The sequence below is a fragment of the Pseudoalteromonas sp. DL2-H2.2 genome (genome assembly GCF_021532535.1).
GTDB lineage: Bacteria > Pseudomonadota > Gammaproteobacteria > Enterobacterales > Alteromonadaceae > Pseudoalteromonas > Pseudoalteromonas rubra_A.
The window spans coordinates 159,667-179,420 of the sequence record NZ_JAKGBD010000004.1 but is presented as its reverse complement, the minus strand read 5'-3'; the positions used below and the strand labels follow the sequence as shown (position 1 = coordinate 179,420).

At 50.5% G+C, this 19,754-nt stretch carries 16 protein-coding genes; 10 read left to right on the top strand and 6 right to left on the bottom strand.

Annotated elements, in window-relative coordinates; all coding sequences use genetic code 11:
- The first annotated feature begins 10 nt into the window (after positions 1-10).
- From L1285_RS08900 to L1285_RS08885, 4 genes are all read left to right on the top strand, one after another.
- Positions 11-1,033, top strand: coding sequence for a glycosyltransferase family 2 protein (locus L1285_RS08900; RefSeq protein WP_235412016.1), 1,023 nt, complete (start codon positions 11-13; stop codon positions 1,031-1,033).
- A gap of 246 nt (positions 1,034-1,279) precedes the next feature.
- Positions 1,280-2,548, top strand: coding sequence for a polysaccharide biosynthesis/export family protein (locus tag L1285_RS08895; protein ID WP_130244272.1), 1,269 nt, complete (start codon positions 1,280-1,282; stop codon positions 2,546-2,548).
- Positions 2,545-3,936 carry a GumC family protein gene (locus L1285_RS08890; protein WP_235412015.1) on the top strand — a complete coding sequence of 464 codons (1,392 nt, stop codon included), beginning with the start codon at positions 2,545-2,547 and terminating at the stop codon, positions 3,934-3,936. The genes L1285_RS08895 and L1285_RS08890 overlap by 4 nt, the downstream gene beginning before the upstream one ends.
- A gap of 12 nt (positions 3,937-3,948) precedes the next feature.
- Positions 3,949-5,232 carry an O-antigen ligase family protein gene (locus L1285_RS08885; RefSeq protein WP_235412014.1) on the top strand — a complete coding sequence of 428 codons (1,284 nt, stop codon included), beginning with the start codon at positions 3,949-3,951 and terminating at the stop codon, positions 5,230-5,232.
- Here the strand turns inward: L1285_RS08885 and L1285_RS08880 are convergent.
- On the bottom strand, positions 5,166-5,672 hold the full coding sequence (locus L1285_RS08880; RefSeq protein ID WP_235412013.1) for a LabA-like NYN domain-containing protein: 507 nt from the start codon (positions 5,670-5,672) through the stop codon (positions 5,166-5,168). The two genes, L1285_RS08885 and L1285_RS08880, sit on opposite strands and share 67 nt — an antisense overlap.
- Before the next feature lie 219 nt (positions 5,673-5,891).
- On the opposite strand from L1285_RS08880, the gene L1285_RS08875 reads away from it, so the two are divergent.
- From L1285_RS08875 to L1285_RS08865, 3 genes are all read left to right on the top strand, one after another.
- Positions 5,892-8,540, top strand: coding sequence for a purple acid phosphatase family protein (locus L1285_RS08875; protein WP_235412012.1), 2,649 nt, complete (start codon positions 5,892-5,894; stop codon positions 8,538-8,540).
- A gap of 166 nt (positions 8,541-8,706) precedes the next feature.
- Positions 8,707-10,329, top strand: coding sequence for an FAD-binding protein (locus L1285_RS08870; protein WP_235412011.1), 1,623 nt, complete (start codon positions 8,707-8,709; stop codon positions 10,327-10,329).
- Between the two features lie 213 nt (positions 10,330-10,542).
- A complete protein-coding gene (locus L1285_RS08865; RefSeq protein WP_235412010.1) occupies positions 10,543-10,749 on the top strand; it encodes a hypothetical protein in 207 nt (68 codons plus the stop codon).
- A gap of 111 nt (positions 10,750-10,860) precedes the next feature.
- On the opposite strand, the gene L1285_RS08860 is transcribed toward L1285_RS08865, so the two are convergent.
- A complete protein-coding gene (locus tag L1285_RS08860) occupies positions 10,861-12,156 on the bottom strand; it encodes an amidohydrolase (RefSeq protein WP_235412009.1) in 1,296 nt (431 codons plus the stop codon).
- A gap of 342 nt (positions 12,157-12,498) precedes the next feature.
- Here L1285_RS08860 and L1285_RS08855 point away from each other — a divergent pair, with 342 nt between their 5' ends.
- Positions 12,499-13,380 (top strand): hypothetical protein, encoded by an 882-nt coding sequence (locus L1285_RS08855; protein ID WP_235412008.1) that lies wholly within the window; start codon positions 12,499-12,501, stop codon positions 13,378-13,380.
- Positions 13,381-13,501: 121 nt separating this feature from the next.
- Here L1285_RS08855 and L1285_RS08850 read toward each other — a convergent pair whose 3' ends face one another.
- The gene (locus L1285_RS08850) at positions 13,502-14,842 is read right to left on the bottom strand and encodes a serine hydrolase domain-containing protein (protein ID WP_235412007.1); all 1,341 of its coding nucleotides are present in this window, start codon (positions 14,840-14,842) and stop codon (positions 13,502-13,504) included.
- Between the two features lie 163 nt (positions 14,843-15,005).
- Between L1285_RS08850 and L1285_RS08845 the strand changes: the two genes are divergently transcribed.
- Positions 15,006-15,404: a hypothetical protein gene (locus L1285_RS08845; protein WP_235412006.1), complete on the top strand. Its 399-nt coding sequence runs from the start codon at positions 15,006-15,008 to the stop codon at positions 15,402-15,404.
- A 7-nt stretch (positions 15,405-15,411) separates the two neighbouring features.
- On the opposite strand, the gene L1285_RS23960 is transcribed toward L1285_RS08845, so the two are convergent.
- Positions 15,412-15,558, bottom strand: a complete 147-nt coding sequence (locus L1285_RS23960) for a DUF4879 domain-containing protein (protein WP_442960484.1) — start codon at positions 15,556-15,558, stop codon at positions 15,412-15,414.
- A 352-nt stretch (positions 15,559-15,910) separates the two neighbouring features.
- Here L1285_RS23960 and L1285_RS08840 point away from each other — a divergent pair, with 352 nt between their 5' ends.
- The gene (locus L1285_RS08840; RefSeq protein WP_235412005.1) at positions 15,911-16,132 is read left to right on the top strand and encodes a hypothetical protein; all 222 of its coding nucleotides are present in this window, start codon (positions 15,911-15,913) and stop codon (positions 16,130-16,132) included.
- 83 nt (positions 16,133-16,215) lie between these two features.
- On the opposite strand, the gene lpdA is transcribed toward L1285_RS08840, so the two are convergent.
- Complete coding sequence (gene lpdA / locus L1285_RS08835) at positions 16,216-17,640, bottom strand: dihydrolipoyl dehydrogenase (RefSeq protein ID WP_010384093.1); 1,425 nt, start codon at positions 17,638-17,640, stop codon at positions 16,216-16,218.
- A gap of 221 nt (positions 17,641-17,861) precedes the next feature.
- Positions 17,862-19,748, bottom strand: a complete 1,887-nt coding sequence (gene aceF, locus L1285_RS08830; protein ID WP_235412004.1) for a pyruvate dehydrogenase complex dihydrolipoyllysine-residue acetyltransferase — start codon at positions 19,746-19,748, stop codon at positions 17,862-17,864.
- Positions 19,749-19,754: the final 6 nt, after the last annotated feature.

Here is a 19,754-nt window from a genome sequence, read left to right as displayed (position 1 = left end):
GGAGCCCATTATGACTAACTATGTGATTAACTCGAAACCCGTTGTCAGTATCGTCATCCCTATGTACAACGTTGAAAAATACATTGATAAATGCATCTGCTCGGTGCTCAACCAGACCTATCACAATTTTGAAGTGATCTGCGTTGATGATGGCTGTAGCGATAACACTCTCAACTATCTGAGAGACTATAAAGATCACCGGATCCATATTATTCGTCAGCAAAACCGCGGCCTGTCCGGAGCACGTAATACCGGGATCCGCAACGCCCGCGGGGTTTACATTGCTTTGCTGGACGCCGACGACTACTGGGCAGTCAATAAGCTCGAAAAACATGTTGACCATCTGAACCGTCACCCCAGTGTCGACGTCAGCTACTGTCCATCCTTGTTTGTTGACGATGACAATAGACAACTGGGGATTGGCCAGTTTCCCAAATTAAACAACATAGATGCCAAAACCATTTTTTGTCGCAACCCGGTAGGCAATGGCTCTGCACCGGTAATACGCGCAGCCGCATTGGAAAATGTCGCCTTTCACGACGAGACGCGCAGCTGGCGGCAGTATTTTGATGAAAACCTCAGACAGTCTGAAGACATTGAAATGTGGCTACGTCTGGCGCTGTACAGCGATGCCGTTTTTGCCGGGATCCCTGAGCCGCTGACCTTTTATCGCGTTAATGCCAGTGGCTTATCTGCCAATTTGCAAAAGCAATATCAGAGCTGGGAAAGCGCGGTTAATAAACATAAACACAGCCATGCGCAGTTTTTTAAACAGTGTGGCTCGCTGGCGCGTGCTTATCAGCTCAGATACCTGAGCCGTCGTGCCGTGCAATCGCGCAATACATGGGCGGCACTTAAGCTTATCCATCAAGCGCTGTTTACCGATATTCGCATTTTGTTTGAAGAGCCGGGACGCACTGCCTTGACCTGGTGCTGTGCCCTGACCAGCATATTACCTAAATCCTTGTACGATCGTGCCGAAAAGCTGGCCATGCGTACTCTTGGTCAGGCGAACAAGCACCCAACCAGCTAACCCTTCGCTCCCGGGCCTGCACCGTTATCAGGCAACTGATAACGCACCTCGCATCAATGGCCCTTAAGCCAGCATTTGCTGGCTTTTTTTCATTTTGAAATTGCTTTGCAAAATACAAAAAAACACCATACAAAACGCCGTTAAAAAACCATAGACCACTGATTAATAAGGAATAGTAAAATTGGCTTAGATTATGCTCCTGTCATGCTAAGAGCACTGATTAAGACCACTGCCAAGGAGCAAACCATGACACAAGCGACTTCAACAACCACTCTGATGACCCGCATCTCTGCGCTTGTACTGTGTATGCTTGGCACTGGCTGCACACTCAGCCCCGATTACGACGAGGACGACTTCTATGGCATGCCACATGCCACAGGCACTCAGTTCAACCAGTCACACTCGGTGTTTGCATCACGCTTGAGCTGCACCGACGCCGACAATTTTGCAGCGGCGGCTAACTTTCGGGTTGACCAGCCTATTCCACTGGCAGCGCCGGGCCTGAGCCCCAATGAATCAAGCTACCGAGGCGCGTTCGGTGCAGCACCGTTAAGCCCGGGCGACCTTATTCAGGTCAGAATGGAATACGGCGAAGGCTTTAACGGCGACTATGTGTTGGACAGCTCAGGCGCACTGACATTACCTGTGATTGAACCCATCTACGCCGCTGGATTAACCACCAAAGCACTGGCGCAAAAAGTAGAGCTGGCGCTTATTCGTGCCAAAATCTTCAGAGCTCAGACGCTGGATGTCACTGTCAAAGTCAAAACCTGGGCCGCCATCGAAGTGCCTGTCTCAGGCGCGGTTTTTTCGCCGGGCCGGGTTACCATCAATGCCAAGTTACCGGAACAGCTGCTAGATCAGCAGGTGGCGGCGTCGGGCGACCACTCAAAACAGCGCCTGCTGTCAGAAGCCATTCGGGCTGCCGCCGGTGTCCGCCCCGATGCTAAACTGGATCAGGTGATCCTGGTTCGCCAGGGCTGGCGCATCGAAGCGGATCTGACCGGCATTATGACCGGCCAGCCGGTCAAAGATCATGTCCTCATTGCTGGCGATCAGGTGATAGTGCCCAGCACCGGCTGTTTTCAGCCCAACCTGGTGAAGCCGTCGCAGATCACACCAAAAGGCTTCCGAGTATTTATGTCTAACCTGATTGACTCGTCAATGAGTAATGCCAATGCCGCCATCGGCCGCTTCTCGAGCAACCTGCCTTACGGCACCAGACTATTACAGGCCGCTATTTCTGCCAACTGTGTGGGTGGTAAAGAATATACCAATGCACCGCGTCGCATTGTGCTGGTCAGCAACCACCCGCTGACCGGCAAAACCCAGGTGATAGAGCGCTCGGTAGAAGAGCTGATGCGTAAATCTTATCGTGACCACATTAACCCTTATGTCATGCCGAACGATGCCATCGCCTGCTATGATTCAGATATTACCAATCTACGTGATATCGCCCGGACGCTGTTAGATATCGTTTCACCCTTCTCTTTGCTGAGTAAGGAGGATTCATGAACACGCAACTTCAAGTAACCACGCCCTATTCACGCTTCAGGGCCGCGATTTACCGCACCCTGCGCAAGCCCTATCTGGTAACTTGCCTGGCCAGCTACGCGATTATTTTACTGCTGGTATTTGCCTACCTGCAGCAACCAGCTAAATACCGCAGCGATCTGGATATGGTGCTGCCCGGCACCGGTGCCAACAGCAATGTCTCGCTTGATGAGGTGGGCCAGGTGGTGTCATCCACCAGTGCACCGTTTGGCAAGGGGTATAACCCCAGAGTCAATTACAAAGAAATGCTGATGAGTAAAAACCTCATCGACAATGCAGCAAGTTCAATGGGCCTGTCGGCTAAAGAATTTGGCCGCCCTAAAGTACGCCTGACCGAGCAAACCTCGATTTTAAAAATTGAGATCACCGGTGCCAGTCCGCGTATTGCCGAGAAAAAAGCCTGGGCTTTGTACAACGCATTGCAGGACCAGCTGGACCACCTGCGTGCCGACGAAGTACAGCGTCGCGATGCCAGCATTAAATCAGTGCTGGACCAGTACCGGGAGCGCCTTAACCTGACACGCAATAACATCACGGACTTTCAGCAACGCTCTTTGCTGATCAGCCGCGACCAGCTTGACCAGCAAATGCGCACCCTCTCTAACCTCAAAGAGCAGGTGGCTATCGTTAAAGCCGAAATTGGCCGCGCTGAGTATTTTGTCAGCCAGCTCAGTGTCGACTTAGGGGTATCGCCCTCCATGGCGGGCCAGGCCTTTGTGCTGCAATCGGATGGTGAATTCAGAGCTTACCTGTCTGAGCTAGACAAAAGCGCCGCCCAGCTGAGCGAATATCGGTCTCGCTGGGATGATGGTCATCCTATGGTGAAAGCCGAGCTGGCGCGGTTTGAACAGTCGAAAATGGCGCTCAGAACCCGCTCAGAAGGCCTGGTTGGGATCAACGCCGCTCATGCGTTTCATACCACAGATCTTGCCTCTAACCCCAATCGCGCGCAATTGTTTGCCGATTTGATCAGCGCCTTTGCAGCTAAAAAAGGCTCGGAAGCAAAACTGGTTGAGCTGGAAAACGAAGTACAGCTGCTGAATGAAAAGCTTAAGGTCTACGCCAGAGAAGCGGCAGAGCTGGAACGTCTGGAGCGTGAGTTTGATTTGGCCAAAGCCGTATTCACCTCAGCGGTCGCGCGTCTCGAAGCCGGTAAAGCGGATATTTTTGCCTCTTATCCAGTGATCCAGCTGATGTCACCACCGTCATTGCCTGTGAATTCGTTCTCACCGAAAAAGTCTATTGCCGTCGCCGCAGCACTGGCCGCAATGATCTTCTTATCAATGGGCGTGTTAATGATCAACAAACGTCGAGTGATCATTTCCGCTGTGATGAAACAGCCAGACTAGCCGGAGGCAAGCATGCTATTCACCGCCTATCTCCCCTTCAAGGACAAGCGCTTTATCAGCACAGAAGAAAAGCTGGTCTGGGCGGGTCTGGTGCTTACCTACCCCACTTTTATGCTGGGCTTGATTTATGTGATGGGCTCCATCATTGGCTGGCTGATTTTTATGGTGGTGTTGATGCGCTGCTACCTGGACTTAAATGCCAAGCCCCGGCCGCTGTCGCCAATGATCTGGATGTGGATAGTCGCCATGTTACTGATGCTGGTGGCTTTGCTGATCGCCCACAGCGACTGGTCTTTGGGCGTTGGGCAAACCATAAAATCGACCATTGGCTGGATGAAAGGCTGGGCGCTGCTGGCTATTTTCCCTGTGATTGCCGCTTTAGCAAAAATTCGCAAAGAAGTAGTGATCCGTGGAGTCTGCATTATTGCCATCCACACGCTGATCTTCTCACTGATCTCCGTAGCCTTCTATGTGGTTAAGTTACCGGGTGACATCTTCCTGTCGCCTTTAAAAGTAATTGGGGGACCCGGGGAGAGCTTTTTTATGGTCAGCTTTTACGGCATTAACCCTGAAACAGGTGCCGGACGCTGGCGCTTCTTTACCCCCTGGGCACCGGCTGCCGGCTTTATGGCCTGTATCTACCTGGTGTTTTGTCTGCAAGAAAAAAACGCCCGTATTCGTCGCTGGGCCATCGCAGGCTGTTGGGCCATGCTGATCTTGTCACAATCGCGCGCCGGTATCGCGATTTTCATTATGTTGTTTCCGCTGGTGTTGTTCAGCGATAAGTTTAAGGAACCCTGGATGTTGCTGCTGCTCGGTATCACCATCCCGCTGATTTTACTGCTGGGCGAGCCCATTTATAATGCGGTGATGGACTCCTACGAGGCGGTAAAGCAACAACGTCCGGGCTCTACCCGGGTGCGCAAAGCGCTGGCCAATATTGCCATTCAGCGCTGGCAGGCCGAAGCGCCCATCTGGGGGCACGGCATTGTTGAGCGCGGTCCAAAAATGGTGGAATTTATGCCTATCGGCTCGCACCACAGCTGGTACGGACTGTTGTTTGTAAAAGGCCTTGTCGGGGCGGTGGCGCTGGCCATTCCTATGCTGGTGTCGAGTATTTATTTGCTGTGGGCGTCGCAGGACTCTAAAACTGCACAGACCGCTTTGTGCCTGATGGCGGTGCTGATCTGCTACAGTTTCTTTGAGAATTTAGAGATTTTATCGTATCTCTACTGGCCAGCCTTATTGTGGTTTGGCTTTGCATTTAGCAAGAAGCGTTCGTCAATGGCCATGTAACGGGTGGCCGCGCGCTTGAGCGAGTTGGCAGTCAGCTGAGGGACGCCATATACCTCGACCTCACAGTTATGACGGCTTTGAATACGCTCGGCCAGCAAGTCAAAGTCACCATCCCCGGTCAGTAACACCACCACATCACAATGAGGCGCGCACTCCATGGCATCCAGAGTGATCCCCACATCCCAGTCACACTTGGCGGAGCCATCCGCTCTTTGAATATAGGGTTTTTGTTTTACCTCAAAGCCGATGGCTCTGAGAATATTCTGAAACTGTTGTTGCTTAGGCGCATTGGGCTCGCTGGAATACGCCAAAGCCCGGTATAAAGTGCGGTCTTTAAGCACTTGCTGCCAAAAGCCGTTGTAATCAAAGCTTCTGCCATAGGCCTGGCGAGTGGTGTAGTAAATATTCTGGACATCGACCAGAATGGCGATTTTTTTCATGGTATTACGGACCTTTTTTGTTTGTGGAGAAGGCCGCGTACCACACAGAGTGTGAATGAACGCATGAATGCCCTGGTGGTAAAAGTGGCTGTCACTATATCACAGAACCCAGACGATGCGGGTCATAAATAAGACGTTAAAAATTCACACCGTTTACACTTTTAATACACCTGTTCCCCGGATAATCCCGCCTTTCGTTCAAATACCAAGGAAACCAACATGACATTGAATCTGCGGGTACTGTCGCTCAGTGTGTTACTGGCGGCAGGTCAGGCGCACGCCCACACCGAAGGGCTGGCAGTCCACCCCTATTTGCAATCAGCCACCCCAACCAGCATCTGGATCAAATGGGAAACCAGCAGTGGTGATGAGTCCATTGTAGAATGGGGCACCACCGCTGAGCTGGGCCAGCAAGCCAGCGGCTCCAGTGAAACCGGTTATCTGCTGAGTCGTATCCATGAGGTCCAATTAACAAATCTTGCACCGGATAGCGTGTATTTCTACCGGGTCAGAACCGGTGATACTTACAGTCATGTTCACCAGTTCAGAACCCCACCGCTGGCCTCTGCCGAGAAGCGCAGCCGTATTCTGGCAGTCAGTGACATGCAGCGAGACTCGGGGAACCCGGGCAAATTTGGCGAGATCATTAACCAGGGTGTATTGCCTTATGTGCAACAGGCATTGGGACTTGCGTTACACGATGGCCTGAATATGACCCTGATCCCCGGCGACTTAGTCGACAATGGCCAGGATTACAATAGCTGGCGCACCAGCTTCTTTTCACCCATTGCGGCGCTGGCCAGCTCAGTGCCTCTGTACCCGGCTCCCGGCAATCATGAACGCGATACGCCCACTTACTTTAAATACTTCCGCCTGCCGGAAAACGGCACGCCGGGCTATGAAGAGCACTGGTGGTATCAGGATCATTCCAATATTCGAGTACTGTCGCTCGACACCAATACCAATTACCGCATTGATGAACAGCTCGTCTGGCTGGACAAGGTACTGGCCGAAACCTGCCTGCGTGCGCAAACCGATTTTGTCTTTGCCCAGATGCACCACCCGCATAAATCAGAAATGTGGATAGCCGGCGAGACCGACTACAGCGGTAAAATTGTTGAACGCCTGGAGGCCTTTTCAACACGCTGCAACAAACCGAGTATTCACTTTTTTGGTCACACACATGCCTATTCACGCGGCACCAGCCGGGATCACAATCACACTATGGTGAATGTGGCGTCCGCCGGGGGCAACCTGGATTATTTTGGTGAGTTTGCCCAGCGCGACTACACCGAGTTTTCGGTCAGTGAAGACGAATACGGCTTTGTGGTGGTCGATGTTACCGCAGGTGACGACCCGGCCTTTGAGCTCAAGCGCATTTCAATGGGCGATGAGCAGGTGCCACTGAACAGCCAAGTCAAGGACACCCTGACTGTAAGATTAAATAACACCGCACCGTTTACGCCTGAAATATTGGCCCCCGCAGGACAAATACCGGCCAGCTGTGCCAACGCAGTCGCCACCTTATTTGCCGATCCCGACAAAGACCTGTTTGGCGCTGCTCACTGGCAACTCAGTAACCACTGTGACGATTTCAGCCAGCCGCTGTTGGATACCTGGTATCAGCATGAAAATATCTGGGACGGCGTTGATACGCGAGCCGCTCTGGCACCCAACCGCTTTGCACTCGGTCAGCTGGCACCCGGCGCTCAATACTGCGTGCGCATGCGTATGCGGGACCGCTCACTGGCCTGGAGTGACTGGTCACAGCCACACCCATTTACCACCACAGACAGCACACACCTGACCGATAACCTGCTGCAAAACCCCGGTGCAGAGCTGGGCACCGACAGCTGGCAAGGCGCAGGACCGCTGGAAAGCCTGGCAGATAAAGCCTGTGGTTCCGTTTCTCCTTATCAGGGTGAACGCTTCTTTGCCGTCGGGGGCGTGTGTGACAATGAAGGCAAAAGTGGCCGCGCATATCAGCGTGTTGATGTCAGCAACTGGGCGGCCAGCATAGACAATGGCACACTCAAAGCCCTGTACGCAGGCTGGCTGCGTAGCTGGGGTGGCAGCGATATCCCTGCTTTTGCGCTCGAATTTCGCGATGCAGATCTGGCGCTGCTGAGCACCACCACCGAGGTCACAGGCGCTACGGCCAGCTGGCAACGCTATGCTAAGGGAACGGCGCTACCAGCTAATACCCGTTATATTGATTTTGTACTGACGGGCCTGCGCACCAGCGGCACCGACAACGACAGCTATTTTGACAATCTGGAGCTAAGACTGGCTGAGCAAAGCGACTGCGCCACAGTCTCAGACAGAGGGCCTGATGGCGTGGCGGACGACTTCATTACTCAGCAACCAGGCAATTCAGGCAATCTACTACAAAACCCGGGCGCAGAAGCCGGTATTCAGGGCTGGAGCGGCACCGGCCCGGTGGAGTCTTTAACTGATAAACAATGTGACTCTATTCCCCCGGCAACTGGTGAGCGGTTTTTCGCCGTCGGCGGTATCTGCAATGGAGAGTCGGCTCAGGGCCAGATAGGCCAAACAATCTCGGTGCAGCACTACAGCCGGTTAATTGCAGCGGGCCGGGTTAGCGCCCGTTATGGTGGCCAACTGCGTAACTACAGCGGCAAAGATATCCCCGCACTACAACTGCGCTACCTGGATAACCGTGGTCAGCTACTGGGTGAAAGTGAAAAGCTCAGCACCACAGCGGCACAGTGGACAACGCTATCCGGGCAAACACAACTGCCCAAAGACACAGCCTACATCGAGTTTGTTCTGCTGGGAACACGTAATCATGGCAGCGATAACGACAGCTATTTTGATGACTTGATATTGCAGATACTGGTGGATTAACCCAAGCGCCGCCGAGCCCATCGGCGGCATCTTGAACTTTTCGCATCATGACACTTTTTTGCTTGTTTTTTACACTCACCCGGTCCTATATCTGATACATTCAAACTGCACAAAGAACAACCAGGTTACATTCACCCACTGTTACAACATAAAAAAGGATGTGTTTATGAAACAAGACAAAAAGCAGTCAGGTATCAACCACGATGTCACTTCCAGACGTCAATTTCTCAAATCGTCTCTGGCAATCGGTGGTGCAATGGGTGCCGCCCCCTTAATGCTTAGCCATTCTGCCGCCGCTCACTCGCAGTATGATCAGTACCATAAAGTGTTTGCCGACGATCCCAGATATGATTCTATGCTGACGGGCTCTAACCTGCGGTTTCCCAACCAACCTGGTTATATTGCGGTGTGTAGTTCTGCTTATGAAGTTTATATGGCAGCCAGAGAAGCCATCGCAAACGACCATCGCATCACAGTGCGCTCTGGCGGTCACTGCTATGAAGGGTTTGTGGTTAATGACAAGGGTGTCGTTATCGATCTCAGCAACATGGATCGCATCTATCGCAGCAATGGCCACTATGTCGTCGAAGCGGGCGCTTCTTTAGGGCATACCTACAAAACCCTGTTTAAGGAATTTGGCGTGATCATGCCTGGTGGTTCCTGCTTTGGCGTGGGCGTTGGTGGCCACGTTTGTGGTGGCGGGTTTGGTATTCATTCCCGGCAATATGGCCTGAGTAGCGATTATCTGGTTGGTGTGGAGCTTATCACTTTTAACGAGTGGGGCGGACAGGCCAATTATCCGCGCACCTACTTTAAAGGCCAGTCGGCAATCGCAGATGAGATTATCTGGGCACACCAGGGCGGAGGGGGCGGTAACTTTGGGGTAGTCACTAAATACTTTTTCAGAGACTTACCTCAGGTACCTGAATCTCTGCACTTGCAGGAAATCGCCCTGCCCTGGCACCTGTTTGATTATGAGCAGTTTGCCAGCTTACTGCGCAACTATGGTGAGTTCTGGCAACAGCATAACGGCCCACATAGTCGCTTTAACGCGCTGCATTCATCAATGGCTATTCCTAACTCAGTGGGCGGCAGCGGTGAAATTCGACTCTCTCTTTATTGTAGCGGCGACCCCAATCTGATTGATGAGTTTATCGACGCCCTGTTCACCCCCGAACAACTTCAGGGTGCTAAAAAAGGCTTACGCACCACCAATCATATGGGCTTGCAGGAGCAGGAGAACGCGCCGCAGCGACCGGTACCGCCGGGCAGTTATTTCAGTATGCCCTGGTGGTATGGCACCCAGTATGGCGCGGGCACTTTAGTGGGAGCCCGGGGCAAAAATAAATCCGCATACATGAAACAGCCATTTCCGGAGGCGCAAATACAAACGCTCTGGCAGACACTGCGCCATGGCGACTATCTGAGCCCCGCCGGGATGCTGCAATTGTCCTCTTATGGCGGGCAGATAAACGCCCTGTCAGAATCCGATACCGCCGTGGCACATCGTGATTCGATCATGAAATTGCAATATCAAACCTACTGGTTTGAGGCCGTGCAGGACCCTTATCATATTGGCTGGATCAATGGCTTTTATCATGCCATGTATGGCGCACAAGGCCCGGTGCCCGATGAGGTGATGGATGGCTGTTATGTCAATTATGCCGATATCGATATCCCGAACTGGCAGCATTTATACTACAAACACAACTACAGCAGGCTTAAACAGGTGAAGCGTAGGCTGGATCCGCATAACCGACTTCATCATGCTCAATCTATCGAGCTGTAAGTCTTTCCACTTGCGTTCAAAGAGATCATAACCAACGTTATAATAACCAATGTTGAGCCCAGCTCCTCCCCATGGGCTCACTAAACAAATGATAAAAAGCCAACCAAAACATAAGCTTATATAAAAACCTCAAAAAGCTTAGTTGACTCACCCCCACCAGAATGTAAATATAAATACGCACTAGATGCAAAAATGATAAATAAGGAAATGAAAATGAAACTTAAAATATCTAAAAAGAAACTTAAAAGTTTATCGAAAGACCTGACAACTATCCCGGCGACAAAAACAGCCGAAATCGGCGGTGGTGACAAGTGGTCACATTACGGTTACTGTGAGCCCACACGCGTTGTATACTGTGGTTCGTTCGACTGTCCGTCGGACCCGAATGACACCAACTGTGGCACATATACCTGCCACTAAGTTTAAAGCAATGATGCGACTTCGTCGCATCATTTTAGTTCTCTCACATTGCTTGCCAGCCAACAAAAAACATTAGCCAGCATAGTGTTCGATATTAAACCCACAGCATTGCTAATGTGCCTGAGCCATATAATCCAGCGTAAACTCGGTCAACGCCCGCGTGCCTAATTTAAACGCCGATTCATCAGCAATAAAGTAGGGTGAATGGTTACTGGCCGCCTCTCTTGGGTCGCTCCCTTTGGCTGTGCCACCTAAAAACACGAATAACCCTGGCACTTCCATGGCGTAAAACGAGAAGTCCTCAGCGCCGGTCACTTTAGGCATTTCAATCATACCCTGTGCGCCGAATACCTTCTCCAGGGTGGGCAACATTTGCGCAGTCAGGGCCGGGTCGTTCACCGTCACCGGATAACCCTCAATGATCTTTACATCAGCCTTGTTGCCGGAAGCTAAAGCAATATGCTCGGCGGTATGGGTGATCTTTGCAAAGATCTGCGCACGGTTGTCCATATCAAAATTACGTATGGTACCGACCATATTTACCTCTTCGGGAATGATGTTGTTACGCACCCCTCCGGCAATTTTACCGAACGAGACTATCGCCGGCTCTTTGGTTATATTGATCTGACGACTAACAATGTGGTTTACCCCAGACACTATCTGCGCCGCAGCAGCAATTGGATCGGCGCCGGCCCAGGGCGTCGAGCCATGGGTTTGCTCGCCTTTAACACTGATCTCGAAGCGATCAGCACTGGCCATGGTTGGGCCACTGCGATATCCAAGCTGCCCCACATTGAGCTTAGAAGTAATGTGCAAACCAAACGCCACATCGGGCTGGTACTTTTTAAAGATCCCTTCTTTGAGCATTAACTCCGCACCGCCCTCTTCGCCTTCAGGTGCACCTTCTTCGGCAGGCTGGAAGACAAACATTACATTGCCTGCGAGCTCATCACGCATGCCAGCCAGCACCTCAGCCGCGCCCATCAACATGGCCACATGGGTATCATGACCACAGGCATGCATAATGCCCACATCCACTCCCCGGTAATTGGTGGTTTTGGTGGATTTAAACGGCAGGTCATTCTTCTCGGTCACCGGTAGCGCATCCATATCGGCACGCAGCATCACAGTTGGCCCAGGCTTAGCGCCTTTAAGCATGCCCACCACTCCGGTGTAAGCAATCCCGGTTTCCACTTCCATACCCAGCGCTTTAAGATGTTTAGCCACTTTAGCTGCGGTGCGCACCTCACGATTTCCCAGCTCAGGGTTTTGGTGAATATCCCGGCGCCACTCAATCACTTTAGGCTCCACCTGCTTAAGTAAACTGGCATGATCCGCCGCCTGAGCGCCTATAGTCACGGCTCCCAGAATCGATGCCAAACTCAGACTCAGTATAGATTTGTTCATACCCCTTCCTCTTATATTTGTTATTAGTCGTCAAACAAAATAACAGACAAAGTTATTAGAGAAAGGGATTTGCGACAGGGCAGGAATGAGCGCGATGAGCTAGGCTGAACAGGGAATTAAGCCATTTCAGTACATCATACAGGCTTTGGTTTGGGTGTCGCTGACGTGCTTCACTCGTTGCACAGTGTAATAGTTCGTAATGTTTATTTAGCCCTCATTATCGTAATTTTAACGATGCTAATGGCGATGCCAGTGCATACGGTGCACATTCAATTTCCAATCAGCGTGGCTGACTCACGGTATTCGTCTTTTATTCAATTACAACGGTAAGAGGACAAAACAATGGGTGTTTCTGAACAAGTAGCAAACTTTAAAACAGATTTTGCAGGTGAGTATATTGCTGAAGGACTGTTAGGAATGGGTGGCTTCCTATTCTATTATCTGGGCTGCCTATTCTTCGTCGATGATCCTGAAAATCCGACAGTGCGTTTTCATGCGGATGGCTTTGGGGATGACTTTGTCATTGACACCACTGAACTGGTCGGTGCATTTAACAAATCGCCGCAAGAATTAGTCAAACACGACAGCGGAAAATGTACCTACACACTCAAAGATGCTGAATTAGAGGAAGGCGTCATGATACTTAGTATTTTTCAAGACGATATCAAGGTCGGGGAATTTAAGGGAGAATCTGAAGGCGTGGGCGAAGCATTTAACACCCAAAGACCTGGAAAGCTGACCATACCAAAACCCAAAGAACACAAAAATAATTTCTATTTCAAAGGTTCAAGTGGCATTGAGTCCATCAACTTTTATTATGGCAACGTTAACTCAGTGACTCCCGGACAACCCTGGGGGGAGATAACTTCAACGCAAGAGAACCACAACAAAACGGTCAAGATCGTTGTAGACTCTGGTCGAAAAGCTGATAAAGCGAACGCAAAGTGGTTCAACGAAACCGTCAATAGTGATGGAAACAAGATGTTTCACACACGCGGTGGTGACAATGTACCAAGTAAACTCAATTTTGCAATCAAAGGAATACTGGAAATCAATGGTGAACAATTTAATGTTTGCCTGGGTCAGGGAACATCTGGTACTTACAATAACTGGCACCTTGCCTCTGAAGATATCACTTCACCTCACCCACATAAAGCAGGAGACATCGGAGACTTTCATTTGACACAAAGTGGCTCCGATGAGTTTATTGTGAGAAAGAAATAGTCAAAACATGCGGAGTGACACTGTGACTCCGCTTCTTTCGAACAAACAGGCAGACACTGCATGACCTTAGCTGTTCGTTTCTCTGGGCAATAACGGTGCACAGAAACGTGGCGCGAGCCACTTACAACTTAAACAACGGCTTGCCCTTGTCCCGATAGAGTCCAATGGGTGTCAGGCTGGTTTTGCCTTCTGCTACATTGAGCTGGTAGTAGTTCTGCGTGCATTCAAACGAAAACGCGTTGTTGGCTCTGGCGATGAGTTTACGTTTTTCGCCTTTCCCTTTTTGCCCGTACAGAATCCCCTCTTCAAATGTCACTGTCAGCTGCTGACCAGCTGACTGATACTCGCCAACTAAAGTTTTAGCAAAATGGCTCACCTTCACATCTGGTAATGGCTTTGGCGTAATATTCAGGTGCTGCGCAACCATGTCCAGAAGTGCAGGTCCCGGGTGCAAGGTGTCCTGGTTGCTGAGCGCAATGGCGAACAAGTCTGCCTCGGGAAAATACGCCGACATGGCCAGGAATCCGGGTACACCTCCCTCGTGGAAATAGCTTGTTTGTCCGGCCAGGGGACGAAGATAGAAGCCATAGCCATAAGTGGCTGGGGAGCCATCGTTCAGAATAGCACTGGTCACCATCGCCCGATATGAAGCAGGCTTGACGACTTTTCCAGTTTTCAAGCCATGATGCCAGCGGCTCATATCGGCCAGGGTTGTTTCTATGCCACCGGCAGAATAAATCCAACTGCGATCAACATGAAATGGAGCAACAGGTGCCCTTGTGCTGTCTACTGAGCTATAGCCTTTTACTTCATCGCCGCCCGTACCTTTGGTGAGCACCTGCGAGTGTTTCATGCCCAGTGGCGTAAAGATATGCTGTTGCAGGTAGTCTTTGTAGCTCAACCCGGATACCTGCTCAATGATTTTACCTAGCAGCAGGTAGCCGGTATTGGAATACGTATGGCCTTCACCCGAAGGGTACAATACGGGTGTCTGTACAATCTCTGTCAGGATCTGATCTAAACTACGATAGTGCGCCATTTTGGCACCAATCTCAGGGCCTTCGTTGTAATTTGGTAATCCTGCGGTATGCGACAATACCCGATCGATAGTCAGTTTGGCATAGTCAGGGCTCAGGGACGGGAGGTATTTTCCCAGCGGATCCTGTATTGACAGCTTTTTTATGTCAGCCAGTTGCAAAATGGCCGCGGCCGTAAATTGCTTGGTGATGGAGCCAATCTGAAAAACCTGCTCGGTATTGAGTGGCAACTTGCTCTTGATATCCGCCAGACCCGCAGCCCCGCTGTAAATCAGCTTGTTGCCCTGCTCCAGCCGCACGGCGATGCCGGGCTGCTGTGCTTGTGTATAGCACGCCAGCGTGGCGTCGAACTCTTGATTGCCAGCCTGTACACCGGTGCTCAGTGCATATAAAACGATACCTGCCTGAAGCGGTTTAACCGTCATAACGAATTCCTTGTGGTTGTTTTTATTTTTGGTCCGAACTAACACTAACAAAATGACCGAATGGTGACAATGTGCACTGATTTAATCGCCATTACCTTATGTGTACGATTTTTGCTTCGTATATCTAAGTTAAAGTGCCACCTATCACGTAAGGAAATGAGAGATGAAAGTCGACGGTTTAAATACCACATACGCCCAGCCTGCAAAGCAAAGCACCACTATGGAGGCGACAAACGGCAACGCGTTGCCACAGAGCGCAACACCACCACACAGTGAAGCCAGAGCTGTAGATATGAATCGCTTTGGCCTGAATGAGCTCAATGCACTGATCCAGGCAACCGGAGATGAGCGACTCCTCTTCAGACTGCCCCATAATACGTTTAAGTTAGTTGATGGTGAGCTTCAGGGCTCACAAAGCACAGGGTTTTTATCGCAAATTGAACGAGAGATTGCCTTTGAGCGCAGCATAGGCAAAGACACTCAGGAGTTAGAGAGTTTTTTGGATGTGTTAAAGGGCTATCAAGGTTACCCTCTCCAGCCTAACATTGATGCCAAAGCTTAAAGTTTATTTAATTGAAATCGCTCCAGTAACCAGATGGGGACACAATGGAGCTTGATGATACTGTTAACTGCTCACTTTGAGGTCCAAAGAAGTCGTAATAATATAGAAACCCTGTCACGGTCTGACCAGCACTACAGTTACTTAAGGTACTCAATGGACCACACAGTTATTTTTATAGGTCCACCCACGCCAACATACTGGCCAGGTACTCACAACGTTGTATTGTTTTTAACCGAGTAATTTGTTGTGAGGATGTCTTGAGGATAAACACCATGCCCAGGTATTGTCGTTCACAGGAACGCAGTGAGGCTTCTAAAACATATTCTGCCGTTAGCCTGTTCAACGAAAACAACACACAGGACGACTAAGTCCATGGGCAGAATTCACAGCGTATTTCAAAATTCAACTGGTCATCTTGACTTGAAGATAAATATCCGTTAAAAATGTTAATGAAGATCAAAACATAGATCTTTAGCTCTAAAAAACACTGCAAAGGAAATATTGCTATGAAATTAAAAAAAGTGAAACTCAAGAACCTCAGCCCGGCAGTACACAGTCTGCATAATGCCAACACTCCTCATATCGCAGGTGGTGCCGGTGGCTGGTCTAACCTTAACCGCTGCTATACTGATGTAGGTGATATCTGTAAGTTTCCAAAAACGGTGAAACGCTGTATGCCGATGGAATCAGATAATTCCAGATGTCCAGAATGCGATGATATGATGTAAAAAGTCACACACTGTTGCGAGCAACAGACACAAAAAACCCGGCCTATTTAAGCCGGGTTTTTCAGTTCAATAAGAAGCGTGAATTACTTCTTCTTGACTGCCTTTTTGTTAGGCAGGTCAGTGATTGAACCTTCGAAGATCTCAGCCGCCAGGCCGATTGACTCGTTCAGCGTTGGGTGAGCGTGGATAGTCAGTGCCACGTCTTCTGCGTCTGCACCCATCTCTACTGCCAGGCCGATCTCGCCCAGCATTTCACCGGCGTTGATACCAACCATTGCACCACCGATCACGCGACCAGTCTCTTTGTCGAAGATCATCTTAGTCTGACCTTCAGTACGTGCAGAAGCAATTGCACGGCCAGAAGCTGCCCACGGGAATACCGCAGTTTCAATGCTCAGACCTTGCTCTTTCGCTTCTTTCTCAGTCACACCAACCCATGCGATTTCTGGATCTGTGTAGGCGATTGAAGGAATGCACTTAGGATCGAAGTAGTGTTTCTTACCAGAGATCACTTCAGCCGCAACGTGTGCTTCGTGAACCGCTTTGTGCGCAAGCATAGGCTGACCTACGATGTCACCAATCGCGTAGATGTGGTTTACGTTAGTCTTCATTTGCTTGTCTGTGTTGATAAAGCCACGCTCATCAACCGCAACGCCCGCTTTGTCTGCGTCAAGCAGTTTACCGTTAGGTGTACGACCAACCGCAACCAATACTTTGTCGTAACGTACCTGGCCTTCTGGCGCTTGCTTGCCTTCGAATGAAACGTAGATACCGTCTTCTTTCGCTTCAACCGCAACAACCTTAGTAGACAGCATTACGTTGAACTTGTCTTTCACATACTTCTGGTAAATCTTGATTACGTCTTTGTCAGCCGCAGGAACCAGTTGGTCTGCAAACTCAACCACGTCGATTTGAGAACCCAGTGCACGGTACACAGTCCCCATCTCAAGACCGATGATACCACCACCCAGAACAAGTAGTTTTTCTGGTACGTCTTTGAGCTCAAGTGCGCCAGTTGAGTCAATGATACGCTCATCTTGTGGGATGAAAGGCAGGTTTACAGGCTGAGAGCCCGCTGCGATGATGGCGTTGTCGAAGTTGACAGTCGTTGTGCCGTCAGCACCTTCCACTGCGATAGAGTTAGAGCCGGTGAATTTACCGTAACCACTAACCACTTTCACTTTACGCATTTTCGCCATGCCAGACAGACCGCCTGTCAGCTGACCAATTACAGACTCTTTCCAGCTACGGATTTTGTCCAGGTCGATTTGAGGAGCACCGAAAGTTACACCGTGTGAAGCCATTTCAGCTGCGTCGTCGATTACCTTAGCCACGTGTAAAAGTGCTTTTGAAGGAATACAACCTACGTTCAAGCACACACCACCCAGGGTATCGCGAGATTCGATCAATGTAACTTCTAAACCTAGGTCTGCTGCACGGAATGCTGCAGAGTAACCACCAGGACCACCGCCTAGTACAACAACTTGAGTTTTGATTTCGTTGCTCATGTTATTACCTTAACTATTATTCGAACGGGACTCTACTCGAGTGAGTATCCGCACCCAATGTGCCTGATCATCGGCAAGCGCTGCCACCAACAACCAGAGAGAGTTTTTTGTTGCGCGAAAGTGTATCATTCGCACCCACAGATGTCCCGCCCAAATATCAGACAGGACAGTAAAAATATGACAAAACCGCACAACCTGGGGTCATGCGGTTTTGCTTTGGCTTACATTACCAGCTGACGAATGTCGCTCAGGTAATTGGCCAGGGTCACAGTAAAGCGGGCTGCCAGCGCACCGTCAATAACACGGTGGTCGTATGAGCAGCTCAGCGGCACCATCAGGCGCGGCTCAAACTCTTTACCATTCCACTTCGGCTTCATCTCAGACTTAGAGACACCTAAGATAGCCACTTCCGGAGCATTCACGATTGGCGTAAATGCCGTACCGCCGATGCCACCCAGGCTTGAGATAGTGAAACAGCCACCCTGCATGTCAGCCGCAGTCAGCTTGCCTTCACGGGCCTTCTTAGAGACGTCCATCAACTCGCGAGACAGCTCGATGATGCCTTTCTTGTTGACGTCTTTGAAGACAGGCACAACCAGGCCATTTGGCGTATCCACTGCCACACCGATGTTCACATACTTCTTCAGGATGAGGCTTTCACCGTCTTCTGACAGTGACGAGTTAAAGGTTGGGAACTCTTCCAGTGCTTTGGCCGCTGCTTTCATCACGAATACCAATGGAGTGATCTTCACGCCCATTTTCTTCTTCTCTGCCAGGACATTCTGCTCTTTACGGAATGCTTCCAGCGTGGTGATGTCAGCTTCATCGAACTGAGTAACGTGTGGGATCTGAACCCAGTTACGGTGCAGGTTAGCGCCTGAGATCTTCTGGATACGAGAGAGTTTCTTCTCTTCTACTTCACCAAACTTGCTGAAGTCGACTTTTGGCCAAGGGATCAGACCCAGCTCGCCGCCACCTGTACTGCCGCCTTTGCTGATCTCGCCAGACTCAACCTTACGAACCAGTTCTTTTACATAGTTCTGCACGTCTTCTTTCAGTACACGGTTCTTACGGCCAGTACCTTTAACGCGTGCCAGGTTAACGCCAAACTCGCGCGCCAGACGACGTACCACAGGCGAGGCATGGGCGTAATCATCATTGGCCACAAACTCGTCTTTTGCCGCACTTGGTGCAGGCGCTGCTGCCGGAGCCGCTTTTGCCGCTGGAGCCGGTGCAGGAGCAGACGCAGCAGGTGCTGGTGCAGCCTGAGCCGGCGCTGCCGCCGCAACGGTTTCGAATACAAAGATCAGTGAACCGGTTGATACTTTGTCGCCAGCCGCCACTTTGATTTCTTTAACAGTACCGGCAAATGGCGCTGGTACTTCCATTGACGCTTTGTCGCCTTCAACGGTGATCAAAGACTGCTCTTCTTCAACGCTGTCGCCTACTGCCACCATGATTTCAGTGACTTCAACTTCGTCACCACCGATATCCGGTACCTGTACTTCCTGCAGTGAGGGCGTTGCTTCAACCGGGGCTGCCGCTGGCGCAGTTTCTGCTGCAGCTGGTGCTGCTGCACCGGCTGTTTCAAAGACAAAAACTAAGCTGCCGGTGGCCACTTTGCCGCCAATCTCAACTTTGATTTCTTTCACTGTACCGGCAAATGGTGCTGGTACTTCCATTGATGCCTTGTCGCCTTCAACCGTGATCAAAGACTGCTCAGCTTCAACGCTGTCGCCAACTGCAACCAGAATTTCGGTGACTTCAACTTCGTCGCCGCCAATGTCTGGTACGTGGACTTCTTTCACTTCAGCAGTTGCCGGGGCAGGCGCCGCAGCAGCCGGAGCTGGTGCAGCCTCAGCAGCAGGCGCATCGCCCGCCGCTTCGAAGACCATGATCAGTGAGCCGGTCGACACTTTATCGCCTTCACTGATTTTGATTTCTTTAACCGTACCCGCTTGAGAAGCAGGCACTTCCATTGACGCTTTGTCGCCTTCAACGGTGATCAGCGACTGCTCTTCTTCTACCGTGTCGCCAACGCTGACCAAAATTTCGGTTACTTCAACCTCATCGGCGCCAATATCTGGTACATGAATTTCGATTGCCATCACTTA